We start from the raw sequence: 14,895 nt of genomic DNA on the forward strand, positions 1-14,895 counted from the left end.
CACGCGTCCGATCTGTCGGTGGCCGAGGAGCACCGGGTACCCCCCGAGGCCGCGCGCCACTACCCTCGCCGGATGGGCCGCACCAGCAGTGCGCGGGCGTGGCACGGGCTCACCGCGGTGGTCGCGACCGCGGCCCTGCTGCTGCAGGTACTGCTCGTCGTGCAGGGCGGCCGGGTGCTCGACGAGGCGGAGCCACCCGACCTGCCCGTCCGCCTGGCCCGGCTGGTCGCCTACTTCACCGTGCAGAGCAACCTGCTGGTGGCCGTGACGGCCTGGACGCTCGTGCGCGACCCGCACCGCGACGGGCCGCGGTGGAGGGTGCTCCGCCTGGCCTCGACGGCGGGCATCGTCGTCACGGGTCTGGTGCACCTGGTGCTGCTGGCGCCGCTCCTCGACCTCGACGGCGCCGACGCGCTCGCCGACGTGCTGCTGCACCGCGCGGTGCCGCTGCTGGCCCTCGCCGGGTGGCTCGTGCTGGGGCCGCGGCCACGGGTCACGGGTGGCGTGGCGCTGGGTGTCCTGGCGTGGCCCCTCGCGTGGCTCGTCGTCACGCTGACGGTGGGAGCGACCACCGGCTGGTACCCCTACCCCTTCCTGGACCCGCGTCAGGACGGCGTCGGCGCGGTCGTGGCGTCCTGCGCGGCCATCACCCTCCTGGTGGGGGTGCTGCTGGTGGTGGCGCTGGTGCTCGACCGCCGGCTGCCCGCGACCGGTGACCGGCACCCCCGCCGCAGGGCACACTGAGGCCATGAGCGCCCGGCCCGGCATCGACCCCAGCGTCCCGCCCAGCGGCACCGGCTGCTCGGACTGCGACGACGTGGGCGGCTGGTGGGTGCACCTGCGCCGCTGCGCCGCGTGCGGTCACGTGGGGTGCTGCGACTCCTCCCCCGCCCAGCACGCCACCGCCCACTGGCGCGAGAGCGGCCACCCGGTGATGACGAGCTTCGAGCCGGGCGAGGACTGGTTCTGGGACTTCGAGCGCCACAAGGGCGTGCTCGGGCAGCCACTCGCGCCGCCGGTCTCGCGCCCCGAGGACCAGCCGGCGCCCGGACCCGCCGGGCGGGTGCCCGCCGACTGGAACGAGCACGTGCACCGCTGACACCATCGGGGCATGCGTCCCCTCGTCGACCCCCAGGAGGTCGCGCCCACGCTCGACCTGTGCCTGCGCGTGGGTGAGATCCTGATGTCCAACGGCGCCGGCGCCGCCGACGTGACGGCGACGATGCGGTCCCTCGCCTTCCACCGCGGGCTGCGCGGCGCCGAGCTGGACGTGACCTTCACCTCGCTCTCGATGAGCTGGCAGGACCCCGGCACCGACGACCCGCCCGTGGTGATGCTGCGCCAGGTCAAGCAGCGCGACATCGACTACGAGGACCTCACGCGCGTCGACCACCTGGTGCGTGACGTGCTCGCCGACCGCACCACGCTGCGCGAGGCCCGGGCCGAGGCCGCCCGGATCGCCTCCTCGGGCCACCAGACGGCGCGCGCCGCCATCACCGTGGCCTGGGGGGTGATGTGCGCCGGCATCGCGATCATGCTCGGCGGCGACCCGCTGGTGGTGGCGGTCGCCTCGGTGACCGCGATGGTGATCGACCGGCTGCAGCTGGCGATGGGCCGCCGCCGCCTGCCCGCGTTCTACCAGCAGGTGGCCGGCGGCGGGGTGGCCACGCTGATGGCGATCGGCGCCGTCACGCTCGGCCTCGCCGACGGGCTCTCGCTGATGGTCACCGCCAACATCGTCATGCTGCTCTCGGGCATCGGCCTGATGGGGGCGCTGCAGGACGCGCTCTCCGGCTTCTACGTGACCTCCTCCGCGCGCCTGCTCGAGGCGATGCTGGCCACCGCCGGCATCATCGGCGGCGTCTCCGGCGGCCTGGCGGTCGCCGAGATCGCCGGCATCGAGGTCGGGCGCTTCGTCCCGGGGCGCACCGCGGCACTCGACACCCTGACCCTGATGGCGGTGGGGGCCGGGGTCGCCGCCGCCGCGTTCGCCGTGGCCAGCTACGCGCCGTGGCGGGTGGTGCCCGCCATCGGGCTGATCGCCGCCGGCGCCACCCTGCTCTCCCAGGCACCCCTCCTGGCCGGCTTCCCCCGCGCCTGGTCGGTCGGCGTCGCAGCCCTCGGCATCGGCCTGGTCTCCTACGGCGTCGCCGGCCGGTTCCGGGTACCGCCGCTGGTCGTCGTCGTCTCGGCCATCGTGCCGCTGCTCCCCGGACTGACGATCTACCGCGGTCTCTCGCTGCTGACCGAGAGCAGCGGCGACTTCCGCGGCGTCCTGGCCCTCGTGGTGGCCGCCTCGACGGCGCTCGCGCTCGCCGCGGGCGTGATCCTGGGCGAGTACCTCGCCCAGCCGCTCAAGCGCGAGGCGCGGCGGCTCGAGGGCCGGCTCTCCGGCCCTCGCCTGGTGGGCCCGTTGCGCGAGCGCACGCGGACCCGCAGCCGGCGCCCCGGCGCCGACCCGGACGCTCCCTAGACCGTCACCTCCGCGAGCACCTCGGCGACGGCGTGCAGCCCGGCCTCCACCTCGGCGAAGGAGGTGGAGAGCGGCGCGAGGCCCAGCCGCAGGCCGTGAGGGTCGCGGTAGTCCGGGATCACGTCGCGGCGCCACAGCCGCGCCGTGACCTCGCGCATGGCCGGGTGGGTGAGCGTCACGTGACCGCCGCGCCGGCCGGCCTCCCGCGGCGAGGCCAGCGCGACGCCGTGCGGTGCGAGCAGCTGGTCAGCCAGCTCGACGGCGAACGTCGTCAGCGCCACCGACTTCTCGCGCACCGCGGCGATGCCCACCTCGCCCAGCAGCTCGAGCGCGTGCACGAGCGGCTGCATGCCGAGGATGGGCGGGGTGCCGCTGAGCAGGCGCCGGATGCCCGGGTCGGGAGTGTGACCGGGGCCCATCAGGAACGGGTCGGCGTGGCCCATCCAGCCGGTGATCGGCTGCTCCAGCGCGGCCAGGTGCCGCTCGGCGACGTAGCCGTAGGCCGGCGCCCCGGGCCCTCCCCCGAGGTACTTGTAGGTGCAGCCGGTGGCGAGGTCGACGTCCCACGCCTCCAGCTCGACCGGCACCGAGCCCGCCGAGTGCGAGAGGTCCCACAGCACGACGGCGCCCGCCTCGTGCGCGAGCGCGGTGATGCCGGCGACGTCGGCGATCCAGGCCGAGCGGTAGGCCACGTGGCTGAGCAGCACCACCGCCGTCTGCGGGCCGAGCACGGCCGCGACCTGCTCGGGGGTGATGCCCGTGGTCGGGTCGGTCTCGACCCAGCGCAGCTCCAGCCCGAGCTCGCGCGCAACCCCCTCGGCCACGTAGCGGTCGGTCGGGAAGTTGTCGGTGTCGACGACGACCTCGCGCCGCCCGGGCCGCAGCGCGACGCCGGCACGCAGCAGCTTGTAGAGCAGCACGGTGGTCGAGTCGCCGACGGCGACGGTGCCTGCGGGGGCGCCCAGCGCCACCTGCGCCAGCCGGTCACCCACGGTCAGCGGCAGCTCGAACCACGACTCGTCCCACCCGCGGATCAGCCGCCCGCCCCACTCCTGCTCCACGAAGGCGGCCATCCGCGCCGCGGTCGCACGCAGCGGGCGGCCCAGCGAGTTGCCGTCGAAGTAGACCAGCGGGGTCTCGGCGCCCACGTAGGCGTCGCGGTGGTGGGCGAGCGGGTCGGCGGCGTCGAGCTCGGCGAAGGGGCTGGTCGGGCTGGTCGGGCTGGTCGGGCTGGTCACGGCGCCTGTCTACCGCACGCCCTACCGTGCTCGCTGTGGACCACACTGATCGCATCGCGCGCCGGCTGACCCTGGAGGACCGCGCGTCGTGGCTGGCCCTCGGCGAGGAGGCCTTCGGCGCCAGGCCGCCCGGCTCGTCGGCGCTGGCCCCGCCCGTCTCTCAGCCTCCCGGCCTGCACCGGTGGGGCGTCGTCGAGGGCGGCCGGGTGCTGGCGCAGGTGGTCGGCCGTGCGTGCGCCTCGTGGTGGGGCGGGCAGGCGGTGGGCACCACCGGCATCGCCTCGGTGGCGGTGGCGGCCGAGCACCGCGGCGAGGGTCTGCTGCGCGGGGTGTTCGAGCGGGTGCTGGCCGAGGCCCTCGAGCGCGGCGAGGTGGTCTCGACGCTCTACCCGACCGCCCCCGGCATCTACCGCGGCCTGGGCTACGAGCTGGTCGCCACGCTCGACGCCGTCGACCTGCCCACTGCGGCGCTGGCGGCGGTGCGGCCCGGCGTCGGGGTGAGCACCCGCCGCGCGACGCCGGACGACGTGCCGGCACTGCGCGAGCTGTACACCGGCTGGGCGCGCGAGCAGCACGGCCCGCTGACGCGCACCGGTCCGCTGTACGAGGAGGCCGCCGAGGAGGCGATCGCGGACCACACAGGCACCACCCTCGCCGTCGACGCCGGGGGTCGCGTGCTGGGCTGCGTGCGCTGGGACCGGGGCGAAGGCTACGACCCGGCCACCGCCCGGCTCACCGCGCGCGACCTGCTGGCCACCACCCCCGAGGCCTACCGCGCGCTGTGGGCGGTGCTCGGGTCCTTCGCCACCGTGGCCGGCACCGTGCGCCTGTGGACCTCCGGCGCCGACGAGGCCCGCCTGGTGCTGCCCGGCGTCACCTGGCAGCCCGTGGACCGCCGGCCCTACATGCTGCGCGTGCTCGACCTCGTGGGGGCGGTGGAGGCCCGGCAGTTGACGCTGCCACTCGGCGGCGCCGGTGGGGTGACGCTGCGGGTGGCCGGCGACCGGCTGGGCGTGCTCGACGGTGGCTACCGGCTCGCCGTGGAGTCCGGTGCACCCGCCACCTGCGAGCGGGTGTCCCCACCCGAGGACGCCCCCACCCTCACTCCTCAGGGGGTGGCGCTGTGGTGGGCGGGCGCCCAGAGCTGCGCCACCCTGCGCCGGCTCGGCCACCTCACCGGCCCTACCGACGGCGACGAGCTGCTCGACGCCCTCACCGCGGGTGCCCAGCTGCACGTGCGCGACTACTTCTGACGCAGCAGTCGTCACCGACGAAGGAGGTGACGGCGTCGCTGCGGCAGGTTGAGCGAGCGGCGCGGTTGAGCCCGCGAAGCCGCGGCGGCGAGTCGAAACCCGCCAGCGGGCTTCCCGCCGAACCTATGAACAAACGGCCGTCACGACGGAGTCCTCAGGCGGCACGACGCAGCGCAGCGAGCCCTTTGTTCATGAGTTCGGCGTGTGCCACGGCACCGATGAGCGTGGAGCGGACCACCTGGGGGTGCAGCATCACGTCGAGATGCACCAGTCGCAGTACCACCCACCCGCCGACCACCATCTCGTTGTAGCGGCGCGCATCCCGCTCGAGGGCGTAGCGCCTGCCATGCCACGCGAACGAGTCGCACTCGACGACGAGTCGCAGGTGTTCGTCCACCAGGTCGGCGCGGTGGCCGAGCCCTTCGAGCACCACCTGGGGGCGTAGGTCGAGCCCGGGCACGTCGAAGGCGATCGCCCGGGCCACCGACTCGAAGGGGTTCGCCGCCAGCGGCGTGCAGAGCGCTGCCACCCGCTTGACCTGGCGGGATCCCGGCCCCCGGGCCCGCTCGGCCAACCGTTCGAGCACGGCCTGTCCCACCCCCTCGCGACGAGCCGAGTCGGCGACGCACAGCGCCTCGTCGAAGGGAAGCCTTCGCAGGCAGTCCGCCAGGGTCCGCTCCTCGGAGGTCCAGTGACCGTCGATCTCCTCGGGTTGCAGCTCCGCCCGGTGGACCACGGCCTGACGACCGCCGCTCTCCCGACCACGGCTCAGCACCACGTGCGGGACCCGCGGAACCACCTTCACCGCCCAGCCGTGGTGCAGCGCGGCGTCCGTCATGCCGACGACACCGTCCAGCGAGGCGGCGGTCCGGACAGCCGCGTCGGCTCCAGTGAGGGCGTATCGGCCTCGTGCGTCGCGGACGACGTCTCCCACCCGCACCGCACGCTCGAGGTCCGAGCGCTCCACCAGGTCGAGCAGCATGCCGCGCCGCGCCACACCACCCAGACGCTCGAGGTGCTCCACCACCGGCACGGACATGTCCGACAGACGCCTGTCGTCTCGACGTCGCGGCAACCGGCTCTCCACAGGTGCCGTCTCCTTACACTCGCGACCGTGCCCGACCAGCCCGCTGACGCTTCCACCCCACCCATCCGCGCCGACCTGCTGGAGGTGCTGGCCCGGCGGGCGCTGACGCAGGACGCCGCACGGCCGGAGGCGGTGGCGCGGCAGCACGCACGGGGCGGCACCTCGGCGCGGGAGAAGGTCGGGGCGCTGGTGGACGAGGGCAGCTTCGTGGAGTACGGGCGCTTCGTGACCGCCGCGCAGAGCGACAAGCGCGAGCGCGACGACCTGCTCGACCGCACGGTGGCCGACGGCATCGTGGGTGGGCTGGCCACGATCGAGGGGCACCAGGTGGCGGTGCTCTCCTACGACTACCTGGTCATGGCGGGCACCCAGGGCATGCGGGGGCACCGCAAGACCGACCGGCTGCTCGACGTGATCGAGCGGCTGCGGCTGCCCACGGTCTTCTTCGCCGCCGGTGGCGGCGGACGGCCGGGTGACACCGACATCCCGCTGGTCTCGGCGCTCGACGTGACGACGTTCGCGGCCTGGGCGCGGCTCTCGGGCCGGGTGCCGCGGATCGCCGTCGTCGACGACAACTGCTTCGCCGGCAACGCCGTGATCGCGGGGTGCGCCGACCTGGTGGTGGCCACGCCGCGTGCCTCCCTGGGCATGGGTGGGCCGGCGATGATCGCCGGCGGCGGGCTGGGCGAGGTGGCGGCCGAGGCGGTCGGTCCGCTGGAGGTGATGACCGCGAACGGCGTGGTCGACGTGGCGGTCGACGACGAGGACGCCGTCGACGCCGCCCGGGCGCTGATCGGCTACTTCCTCGGCCGCGACGACTCCTGGAGTGCCGCCGACCAGGCACCCCTGCGCGACGCGGTGCCGGAGGGCGAGCGCACCTCCTACGACGTCGAGGCGATCGTGGAGACGATCGCCGACGAGGGCACCCTGACCGTGCTGCGCCCGGGCTTCGCGCCGGAGCTGCTGACGGCGCTGGGTCGCGTCGAGGGGCGCACCGTGGGCTTCCTGGCCAACGACACGCGGCACCTGGCGGGCGCCATCACCGCCGACGCCGGCGACAAGGCGGCGCGCTTCCTGCAGCTGTGCGACGCGTTCGGGTTCGGCGTCGTCTCGCTCGTCGACACCCCCGGCATGATGGTCGGCCCCGACGCCGAGCGCACCGGTCTGGTGCGCCACACCTCGCGGCTGCTGGTGGCCGGGGCGCGGCTGGGCGTGCCGCTGGTGGGCGTGGTGCTGCGCCGCGGCTACGGGCTCGGCGCGCAGGCCATGCTCGGCGGCAGCACGCACGAGCCGGTGCTGACCCTCGCGTGGCCCGGCGCGCACCTCGGTGCCATGGGCCTGGAGGGCGCCGTCCGGCTCTCGATGCGTCGCGAGCTGGAGGCGATCGCCGACGACGAGGAGCGCGAGCGCACCGTGCGCGAGCTGACCGCCTACGCCCAGGCCTCCTCCACCGCGCTGGAGGTGGCCCGCGTCTTCGAGATCGACGACGTCGTCGACCCCGCCGAGACCCGCGGGCTCGTGGCCCGGGTGCTCGACGCCGCCGACGCGGGCGGTCGGCTCACCGGCAGCGGGCTGCCGGTCGACACCTGGTAGCCGGGCAGCACCCGCTCAGACCAGCTCCTGCGTCACCCTGGCCGAACCCCCGCCGACCACCACATGCGTGACAGCGCCGGTGACGAGCGGCATCGAGGGCTGGGTGTGGCCGATGTCGACGCCGAGCACGAGCGGCACGTCGAGCCCGCCGAGCGCGTCGAGCACCGCCTCGCGCTGGGTCATCCGCGTGTCGTCGGGCGCGGGCGTGCGGCCCACGAGCACCGCCTCGGCCTCGTCGAACCAACCGGCCAGACGCAACGAGTGCAGTGCTCTCCCGACGGTGAACGGGTCCGACTCGGCCACCTCGAGCATGACGATCGTGCCCTCGGCCGACTCGGAGCGAGCCCACGCGGGCACGTCGCCGAAGGGAGTGGCGGCCAGCACCGAGACGATCTCGACGCACCCACCGACCAGCCGCCCGACGACGTCGACGCCACCGCCGCCGACGACCTCCCACGCACCGGCGTCGGGCAACGTGAGCTCCTCCACGCCGGGGTCCGCCTCGTAGTCGTCCCAGGAGCCCACCCGCACCCGACCGGGGCTCGTCTGGGTGAAGGGCCCGGCAGACGAGGCGAGGTCGGTCCAGTGCAGGAGCCCCTCCGGCTGGCGGAAGGCGGTGTCCATCAGGTTGGTGCCGTGGATCGCGGCCCAGCCCAGCCGGGTCGTGAGCGGCAGCAGCACCGAGCACCCGTCGGAGAAGCCCACGAACCAGGTGGGGTCGAGCGTCGCGAGCTCCTCCCAGTCCAGCTGGTCGAGCAGGTCGATGCCGAGCTCGCCACCCCACGGCGGCACGACCGCACGGACCTCGGGGTCGCGCAGCATGCCCATCAGCTCGGCGGCCCGCTGCGCCTTGGGCGCCGAGACCACCGTGTCGTCGCGCAGGCACTCCCCCACCCGCACGGCGTACCCGCGCTCGCGCAGCCACCGGACGTTGTGGTCGAGCCGGGGTCGCAGCGCGTCCGCCACGCCGCTCGAGGTCGCAGTCACCCCGATCGTGTCGCCGGGGCGCAGCGGGGCGGGGTAGCGGATCACCATGCCGGCAGCCTCGCACGGCGCCCCTGCCCACGGTCACCGGGTTTCGGCGCGCCCGTCGCGGGTTCTCGGGCTCACCCGCGGGGCTTGCTCAACCTTCGCGCGCCACGGCGCGGTGCTCGTTCCTCGCACGGCACCTGCGCGCTCATTGGAAGCTGACGAAACGGACCTGTGGATCGAGCGCCAGCACGTCGCGGGCGCTCATCCGCGGCCTGTCCTCGTCGTAGAACAGTTTGAAGCCCATCGTGAAGGTGCCGGGGCGGGCGACGGTGCCGTAGGTCGCGCGCTTCTGGCCGGGGGTGCCGAAGCCGTCGACGTGCTGCACCAGCGCCAGGCCCTCGCGCTGCTTGACCAGCCGCGGACGGGTGAGCATGTCGGTGCGGAACTGGTGCACCACCAGCAGCTTCTCGGGCAACTGCTGGCGCTCCACGACGCCGGACAGCCAGCTGCTGACCTCGTTGACCTCGGTGGCGTCGACCGAGCCGATGGTGCGCCCCGGTACCTCGCGCGGGCCCATGCGCCACTCGGGGTCGAGCGCGAGCCCCACGTAGGGGTCCTGCAACGCCCACTTCCAGCGCTTGGCCACCGTGAGGAAGTCGCTGCGACCGGGCTGGATGTCGAGCAGCAGCAGCGCGCCGTGGCGGTGGGCGGCGTCGATGTAGCGCTGCACCGACGCACGCGCGATGTCGTGGGAGTAGTCGCCGTCGCGACCGGGCGTGGCGTCGGCGACCGTGACGATCAGCTCGTAGACCGGCTGCACCGGCCGGTCCGGGCCGGCGAAGTCGCGCGCGGCCCGCAGCAGGCGCGGGTGCACCCGGGCCGGCGTGCCCTCGCCCAGCACTCCGAGGGCGTCGGTGCCCGCGGTGCCGTAGTAGGCCACCAGGAAGCGGTTCTTGGTGAAGTGGTGCTGGCCGCCCGAGGGCAGCCGCAGCACCCGGCGCGCGCCCGGTGGGGACGCGGCACCCCGGTCCGTGCTCGACGTCGCCTCGGACACTCCCGGCCGGGCAGCCGGCTCGCCGCCGCCGTCCTCGCCGTCGCCGTCGAGCACGCGCGTGAGCACCGCGACGCCGAGCAGCACCACCAGCGCCAGCGCGGCGGCGCCGAGCACCGCGCGCGAGCGGTCGGTGGCCACCGGGAGCCCCGCTAGTTGGTGACGGCGCCGTGCGCCGCGGACTGCACGACCTTGGCGTACTTGCCGAGCACCCCGCGGGTGTACTTGGGCGGGTTGGGCTCCCAGCCGACCTTGCGCTCCTCGAGGTCGGGCATCTCGACCTCGAGGGTGCGGTTGAGGACGTCGAGGGTGATCGGGTCGCCGTCGCGGACGAACGCGATCGGACCGCCGTCGACGGCCTCGGGCGCCACGTGCCCGACGCACAGGCCGGTCGTGCCGCCGGAGAAGCGACCGTCGGTGAGCAGCAGGACGTCCTTGCCGAGCCCGGCGCCCTTGATCGCGCCGGTGATGGCCAGCATCTCGCGCATGCCGGGGCCGCCCTTGGGGCCCTCGTAGCGGATGACGACGACGTCGCCCGCGGTGATGCCGCCCGCGGCCAGCGCGTCCATGGCGGCGCGCTCGCCGTCGAAGACCCGCGCGGTGCCGCTGAAGACGGACTCGTCGAACCCGGCGCTCTTGACCACCGCGCCCTCGGGGGCCAGGGAGCCCTTGAGGATGGTGAGGCCGCCGGTGGCGTGGATGGGCCGGTCGAGGCTGCGGATGACGTCGTCGTCGAGCGGCGGCGGCGCGATCTCGGCGAGGTTCTCGGCCATCGTCCTGCCGGTGACGGTGAGGCAGTCGCCGTGCATCAGACCGGCCTCGAGCAGCGCCTTCATCACCATGGGGATGCCGCCGACCTTGTCGACGTCGTTCATCACGTAGCGGCCGAAGGGCTTGAGGTCGCCCAGGTGCGGCACCTTGTCGCCGATCCGGTTGAAGTCGTCGAGTGTCAGGTCGACCTCGGCCTCGCGGGCGATCGCGAGCAGGTGCAGCACGGCGTTGGTGGAGCCGCCGAGCGCCATCACCACGGTGATCGCGTTCTCGAAGGCCTCCTTGGTCATGATCTGGCGCGCGGTGATGCCGCGGCGCAGCATCTCGACGACGGCCTCGCCGGACTTGTGCGCGTAGCCGTCGCGACGCCGGTCGACCGCCGGCGGCGCGGCCGAGCCGGGCAGGCTCATGCCCATCGCCTCGGCCACCGAGGCCATCGTGTTGGCGGTGTACATGCCGCCGCAGGCGCCCTCGCCGGGGCAGATGGCGCGCTCGATCTTGTCGACCTGCTCGCGGCTGATCTTGCCCGCCAGGCAGGCGCCGACGGCCTCGAAGGCGTCGATGATCGTGACGTCCTGGCCGTCGACCTGCCCGGGCATCGTCGAGCCGGCGTAGAGGAACACCGCGGCGAGGTCGAGGCGGGCGGCGGCCATCAGCATGCCCGGCAGCGACTTGTCGCAGCCGGCCAGCAGCACCGAGCCGTCGAGGCGCTCGGCCATCATCACCGTCTCGACGGAGTCCGCGATGACCTCGCGGCTGACCAGGGAGAAGTGCATCCCCTCGTGGCCCATGGAGATGCCGTCGGAGACCGAGATGGTGCCGAACTCCAGCGGATAGCCGCCGGCGGCGTGCACGCCGTGCTTGACCGCCTGGGCGAGCCGCTGGAGCGAGAGGTTGCAGGGGGTGATCTCGTTCCACGAGGAGGCGACGCCGATCTGCGGCTTGGCGAAGTCCTCGTCGCCCATGCCCACGGCGCGCAGCATGCCGCGGGCCGCGGCGCGCTCGAGCCCGTCGGTGACGTCGCGCGAGCGGGGCTTGATGTCGGGCGTGGGCGAGGCGTGCGTCATACCGGCAAGGCTAATCGCCCGCGCCGACGCCGCGACGGCGGATCTCACCCAGCACCCTCAGCACCGACCCGCGCGCACCACCATCACGTCGGGCAGGTCGGTCACGACCGGGCGCCAGCGCTCGCCGTCGTCGGTCGAGACCCAGACGGCGCCGTTGCGGGCGCCGACGTAGAGCCCGGCGCGGTCGTGGTCGTCGGCGCTCATCGCGTCGCGCATCACGCCCACGTAGCTGTGCTCGGGCAGGCCCTGGCCACCGGGCTCCCACGAGGTGCCGGCGTCGCGCGAGCGCCACACCAGCGCCCGCCCGTCGGGTGGGTAGCGACCCTCGCCCGCGCCGAGCGGGTACACGTAGAGCGTCTCGGGCTGGTGCGGGTGCACCACGACCGGGAAGCCGAAGTCGGCCGGCAGGCCGTCGTGGATCGGCGTCCACGAGGCCGCGTGGTCCTCGGAGCGGTAGACACCGCCGTGGTTCTGCAGGAAGAGCCGCTCGGGGTGGTCGGGGTGGCGGGCCACCTTGTGCACGCACTGGCCGAACTCCGGGTACTGCTGCCCCTCGGGCAGGAACTCCGCGCGGATCCCCCGGTTCGCGGCCGTCCAGGAGCCGCCGTCGTCGTGGGTCTGGTAGACGCCGCCGGTGGAGATCGCCACGGTCACCGAGGCGGGGTCCGCGGGGTGCGGCAGGATCGTGTGGAAGGCCTGCCCGCCGTAGCCCTCGCCCCACTCGGCACGCTGCGGGTGGTGCCACAGCGCCTCCTCGAGCGCGAACGTCTCGCCACCGTCGACCGAGCGCCAGACGGCGCCCGGCTCGGTGCCCGCCCAGACGACGCCGTCGGGGCCGGCCGGGCTGCCCGGCGCCAGCTGCCACACCCGCTCGACCGAGGCGTCGACATCGGGCCCGAACCGCACGCCCCCGCCCGGGGTCTCGTGCCAGGAGGCGCCGAGGTCGTCGGACCAGCGCACCGAGGGCCCGGTCCACGACGACGACGCACCGGCCAGCAGCCGCGGCCGGCCCTGCGACCCGGTGCGCGGGTCGACCAGGCAGGAGTAGACCTCCTCCATGTCGTGGTGGGGGCCGGTGACCTCCCAGTCCTCGCGCGCCTCGTCGGAGGTGGCGATCCACAGTCCCTTGCGGGTGCCGATCATCAGCACCGTTCCCGTCCCGCTCCCTGCGCCGGTCATGGCGGCTCCTCCTCGATTCGGTGGTCCCCTGGGCTCCTCCTAGCATCGACCGCGTGGCGGCGCAGAACTCATCGGTGCGCATCCCGCCCGTCTGGCTGGTGCTCACCGGCATCGCCTCCGTGCAGCTCGGCGCGGGCCTGGCCAAGGACCTCTTCGACGACGCCTCCCCCACCGTCATCGTCTTCCTGCGGCTCGCCTTCAGCGCGCTCGTCCTGGTGCTGGTGGCGCGCCCGGCGCTGCGCGGCCGCACCCGCGAGGAGTGGCTCGTCGTGCTCGGCTTCGGGGTCTCGCTGGGCGTCATGAACTGGTCGATCTACCAGGCCTTCGCGCGCATCCCGCTCGGGATCGCCGTCACCATCGAGTTCGTCGGCCCCCTCACCCTCGCGGTGCTCGGGTCCCGGCGCGCGCGCGACCTGGTGTGGGTGGGCTTCGCGGCGATCGGCGTCCTGCTCCTGGGGGTCGACGACGCAGACCTCACCCTCGCCGGCGTCCTGTTCGCGCTGCTGGCCGGCGCCGCCTGGGCGGCCTACATCCTGCTGAGCGCCCAGACCGGCCGCCGCTGGCCCGGCATCGACGGTCTCTCGATGGCCAGCGTCATCGCCGCCGCGCTGCTGCTGCCGCTGCTGCTGCTCGACGGCGGCCGCGCCGCCGCGCTCGACCCGCACGTGCTGCTCGTCGGGTTCCTGATCGGCCTGCTCAGCTCGGTGATCCCCTACACCTGCGAGCTGGTGGCGCTGCGCAGCCTGCGCCCGGCCACGTTCGGCGTCCTGATGAGCCTGGAGCCCGCGGCGGCCGCGCTCGCCGGGTTCCTCGTGCTGCGCGAGGTGCTCACGCCGCTGCAGCTGGTGGCGGTGGCCTGCGTGGTGGTGGCCAGCGTGGGCGCCACCCGCGGCACGGCCGTGATCAGCGAGCCCGCGCCGGACTGAGGCAGGTCGGGCGCAGTCAGGCGCCGGCGCGCTGCAGGAAGTCCAGCAGCAGGCGGTGCACCCGGTCGGGCTGCTCCATGGCCACGAAGTGCGTGCCGTCGAGCTCGACGAAGCCCGCGCTCGGCATCCGCTCGGCCGCGCTGCGCATGTCGCGCGAGCCGGCCAGCACGTCGCGGTCGGCCGCCACGAACATGGCGGGCACCGTGATCTTGCTGAGGCTCACCCGCGAGTGCTTCGAGGTGCTGAGCGCGAGGTGGAAGTACCACGAGAGCGGGGTGGTGAGGAACTCCTGCACGCCCACCGCCGCGAGCTCGGGGTCGGGCACCGCGCCCATGAAGCCGGTGCGACGGATGACGTCGACGGCGCGCGGGCCGATGGGCAGCCGGCGGGCGACCGGGTCGAGCAGGAAGCCGGTGTGCTTCATGACGCGGGCCATGCTGACCGTGGCCAGGCGGGCCACCTGGTGGGGCAGGTGGAACGGCGCGAGCATGGTGCGGAAGGTGTCGCCCGGGACGCCGCAGACGGCGAAGAGCCCGGCCACGCGCTCGGGGTGGCGCACGGCCAGCTCGAACATCGTGTTGACGCCCATCGACCACCCCATCAGCACGGCCCGGTCGACCCCGAAGTGGTCCATCACCGAGAGGCCGTCCTCGACGAAGTGCTGGATCTCCACGTGGGCCGGGTCGCGCGGGCGCTCGGAGCCCCCGACGCCTCGGTGGAACCACGAGATCACCCGGACGCCGCAGTCGGGCCGCAGCAGCGCCGGCCACATCCACGGGTTGGTGCCCAGCCCGTTGCAGAGCACGACGGTGGGCCCGTCGATGAGCAGGTCGGGGTCGTTGGTCCACGCCCGCAGGTGGGTGCCGTCGTCGGAGAGGATGTCGTGGAAGCTCAGCTGCCCGGACGTCGCGGAGCGTGCGGCGGAGGTCGGCATGGGCCCGATTGTGCCTCAGGTGGTGGCGGCTGCGCTGTGACGTGCGTCAGGTGCGGCATCCGGGGTCGTGCTCGAGCCGCCGTCGCGCTGGGCCAGGAAGTCGGCCACCTCGAGCCGCTCGGCGCGACGCTGCGCGCACGCCGTCGAGGCCACCATCGCGTTGCGCCGCGCCACCTGCTGGCTCTCCACCGACCACCGGCGGGCGGCGTCGAGGAGCGGGGCGAGTGGCAGCTGCATCGGGGTCGACGCTAGACCCGGACCCGGGTGCGACGCACCCCCGCGGCGTGACTTCTTCGTTAACTCTCAGCCGGGTCGACGACCGCTACGACCGCCGGACGATGGTGAGGTGAG

At 74.3% G+C, this 14,895-nt stretch carries 14 protein-coding genes; 6 read left to right on the forward strand and 8 right to left on the reverse strand.

Annotated features, from left to right (window positions below):
- The first annotated feature begins 72 nt into the window (after positions 1-72).
- The 3 genes from ABD948_RS09210 to ABD948_RS09220 are packed head-to-tail and all read left to right on the forward strand — an operon-like array spanning position 73 to position 2,473.
- Complete coding sequence (locus ABD948_RS09210; protein ID WP_345264988.1) at positions 73-744, forward strand: Pr6Pr family membrane protein; 672 nt, start codon at positions 73-75, stop codon at positions 742-744.
- A 4-nt stretch (positions 745-748) separates the two neighbouring features.
- Complete coding sequence (locus tag ABD948_RS09215) at positions 749-1,099, forward strand: UBP-type zinc finger domain-containing protein (RefSeq protein WP_345264990.1); 351 nt, start codon at positions 749-751, stop codon at positions 1,097-1,099.
- 12 nt (positions 1,100-1,111) lie between these two features.
- The gene (locus tag ABD948_RS09220) at positions 1,112-2,473 is read left to right on the forward strand and encodes a threonine/serine exporter family protein (protein WP_345264992.1); all 1,362 of its coding nucleotides are present in this window, start codon (positions 1,112-1,114) and stop codon (positions 2,471-2,473) included.
- Here ABD948_RS09220 and ABD948_RS09225 read toward each other — a convergent pair.
- A complete protein-coding gene (locus ABD948_RS09225) occupies positions 2,470-3,711 on the reverse strand; it encodes a kynureninase (RefSeq protein WP_345264994.1) in 1,242 nt (413 codons plus the stop codon). The genes ABD948_RS09220 and ABD948_RS09225 overlap by 4 nt on opposite strands.
- 35 nt (positions 3,712-3,746) lie before the next feature.
- Between ABD948_RS09225 and ABD948_RS09230 the strand changes: the two genes are divergently transcribed.
- Positions 3,747-4,964, forward strand: a complete 1,218-nt coding sequence (locus ABD948_RS09230; RefSeq protein WP_345264996.1) for a GNAT family N-acetyltransferase — start codon at positions 3,747-3,749, stop codon at positions 4,962-4,964.
- A gap of 154 nt (positions 4,965-5,118) precedes the next feature.
- Here the strand turns inward: ABD948_RS09230 and ABD948_RS09235 are convergent, their stop codons facing one another.
- Entirely contained in the window at positions 5,119-5,946 is an 828-nt protein-coding gene (locus ABD948_RS09235; protein ID WP_345264998.1) for a hypothetical protein, read from the reverse strand.
- A gap of 132 nt (positions 5,947-6,078) precedes the next feature.
- On the opposite strand from ABD948_RS09235, the gene ABD948_RS09240 reads away from it, so the two are divergent.
- On the forward strand, positions 6,079-7,644 hold the full coding sequence (locus ABD948_RS09240; protein WP_345265000.1) for an acyl-CoA carboxylase subunit beta: 1,566 nt from the start codon (positions 6,079-6,081) through the stop codon (positions 7,642-7,644).
- 15 nt (positions 7,645-7,659) lie between these two features.
- Here ABD948_RS09240 and ABD948_RS09245 read toward each other — a convergent pair whose 3' ends face one another.
- From ABD948_RS09245 to ABD948_RS09260, 4 genes are all read right to left on the reverse strand, one after another.
- Positions 7,660-8,679, reverse strand: coding sequence for a S66 family peptidase (locus tag ABD948_RS09245; protein WP_345265002.1), 1,020 nt, complete (start codon positions 8,677-8,679; stop codon positions 7,660-7,662).
- Between the two features lie 142 nt (positions 8,680-8,821).
- The gene (locus tag ABD948_RS09250) at positions 8,822-9,808 is read right to left on the reverse strand and encodes a hypothetical protein (protein WP_345265004.1); all 987 of its coding nucleotides are present in this window, start codon (positions 9,806-9,808) and stop codon (positions 8,822-8,824) included.
- A gap of 11 nt (positions 9,809-9,819) precedes the next feature.
- The gene (ilvD, locus tag ABD948_RS09255) at positions 9,820-11,505 is read right to left on the reverse strand and encodes a dihydroxy-acid dehydratase (protein WP_345265006.1); all 1,686 of its coding nucleotides are present in this window, start codon (positions 11,503-11,505) and stop codon (positions 9,820-9,822) included.
- Positions 11,506-11,562: 57 nt separating this feature from the next.
- Complete coding sequence (locus ABD948_RS09260) at positions 11,563-12,684, reverse strand: WD40/YVTN/BNR-like repeat-containing protein (protein WP_345265008.1); 1,122 nt, start codon at positions 12,682-12,684, stop codon at positions 11,563-11,565.
- Between the two features lie 53 nt (positions 12,685-12,737).
- On the opposite strand from ABD948_RS09260, the gene ABD948_RS09265 reads away from it, so the two are divergent.
- On the forward strand, positions 12,738-13,610 hold the full coding sequence (locus ABD948_RS09265) for an EamA family transporter (RefSeq protein ID WP_345265010.1): 873 nt from the start codon (positions 12,738-12,740) through the stop codon (positions 13,608-13,610).
- A gap of 16 nt (positions 13,611-13,626) precedes the next feature.
- On the opposite strand, the gene ABD948_RS09270 is transcribed toward ABD948_RS09265, so the two are convergent.
- Positions 13,627-14,544, reverse strand: a complete 918-nt coding sequence (locus tag ABD948_RS09270) for an alpha/beta fold hydrolase (RefSeq protein ID WP_345265012.1) — start codon at positions 14,542-14,544, stop codon at positions 13,627-13,629.
- 15 nt (positions 14,545-14,559) lie between these two features.
- Complete coding sequence (locus ABD948_RS09275) at positions 14,560-14,781, reverse strand: hypothetical protein (protein ID WP_345265014.1); 222 nt, start codon at positions 14,779-14,781, stop codon at positions 14,560-14,562.
- Between the last annotated feature and the right edge of the window lie 114 nt (positions 14,782-14,895).

The organism is Nocardioides nanhaiensis, from assembly GCF_039542785.1.
GTDB classification, from domain to species: Bacteria; Actinomycetota; Actinomycetes; order Propionibacteriales; family Nocardioidaceae; genus Nocardioides; species Nocardioides nanhaiensis.

What these genes read in the sequence shown, in the direction of transcription:
- ABD948_RS09210 (WP_345264988.1), top strand. Translation starts at nt 73, where the DNA reads ATGGGCCGCACCAGCAGTGCGCGGGCGTGGCACGGGCTCACCGCGGTG.
- ABD948_RS09215 (WP_345264990.1), top strand. Translation starts at nt 749, where the DNA reads ATGAGCGCCCGGCCCGGCATCGACCCCAGCGTCCCGCCCAGCGGCACC.
- ABD948_RS09220 (WP_345264992.1), top strand. Translation starts at nt 1,112, where the DNA reads ATGCGTCCCCTCGTCGACCCCCAGGAGGTCGCGCCCACGCTCGACCTG.
- ABD948_RS09235 (WP_345264998.1), bottom strand. Translation starts at nt 5,946, where the DNA reads ATGCTGCTCGACCTGGTGGAGCGCTCGGACCTCGAGCGTGCGGTGCGG.
- ABD948_RS09245 (WP_345265002.1), bottom strand. Translation starts at nt 8,679, where the DNA reads ATGGTGATCCGCTACCCCGCCCCGCTGCGCCCCGGCGACACGATCGGG.
- ilvD (WP_345265006.1), bottom strand. Translation starts at nt 11,505, where the DNA reads ATGACGCACGCCTCGCCCACGCCCGACATCAAGCCCCGCTCGCGCGAC.
- ABD948_RS09260 (WP_345265008.1), bottom strand. Translation starts at nt 12,684, where the DNA reads ATGACCGGCGCAGGGAGCGGGACGGGAACGGTGCTGATGATCGGCACC.
- ABD948_RS09270 (WP_345265012.1), bottom strand. Translation starts at nt 14,544, where the DNA reads ATGCCGACCTCCGCCGCACGCTCCGCGACGTCCGGGCAGCTGAGCTTC.
- ABD948_RS09275 (WP_345265014.1), bottom strand. Translation starts at nt 14,781, where the DNA reads ATGCAGCTGCCACTCGCCCCGCTCCTCGACGCCGCCCGCCGGTGGTCG.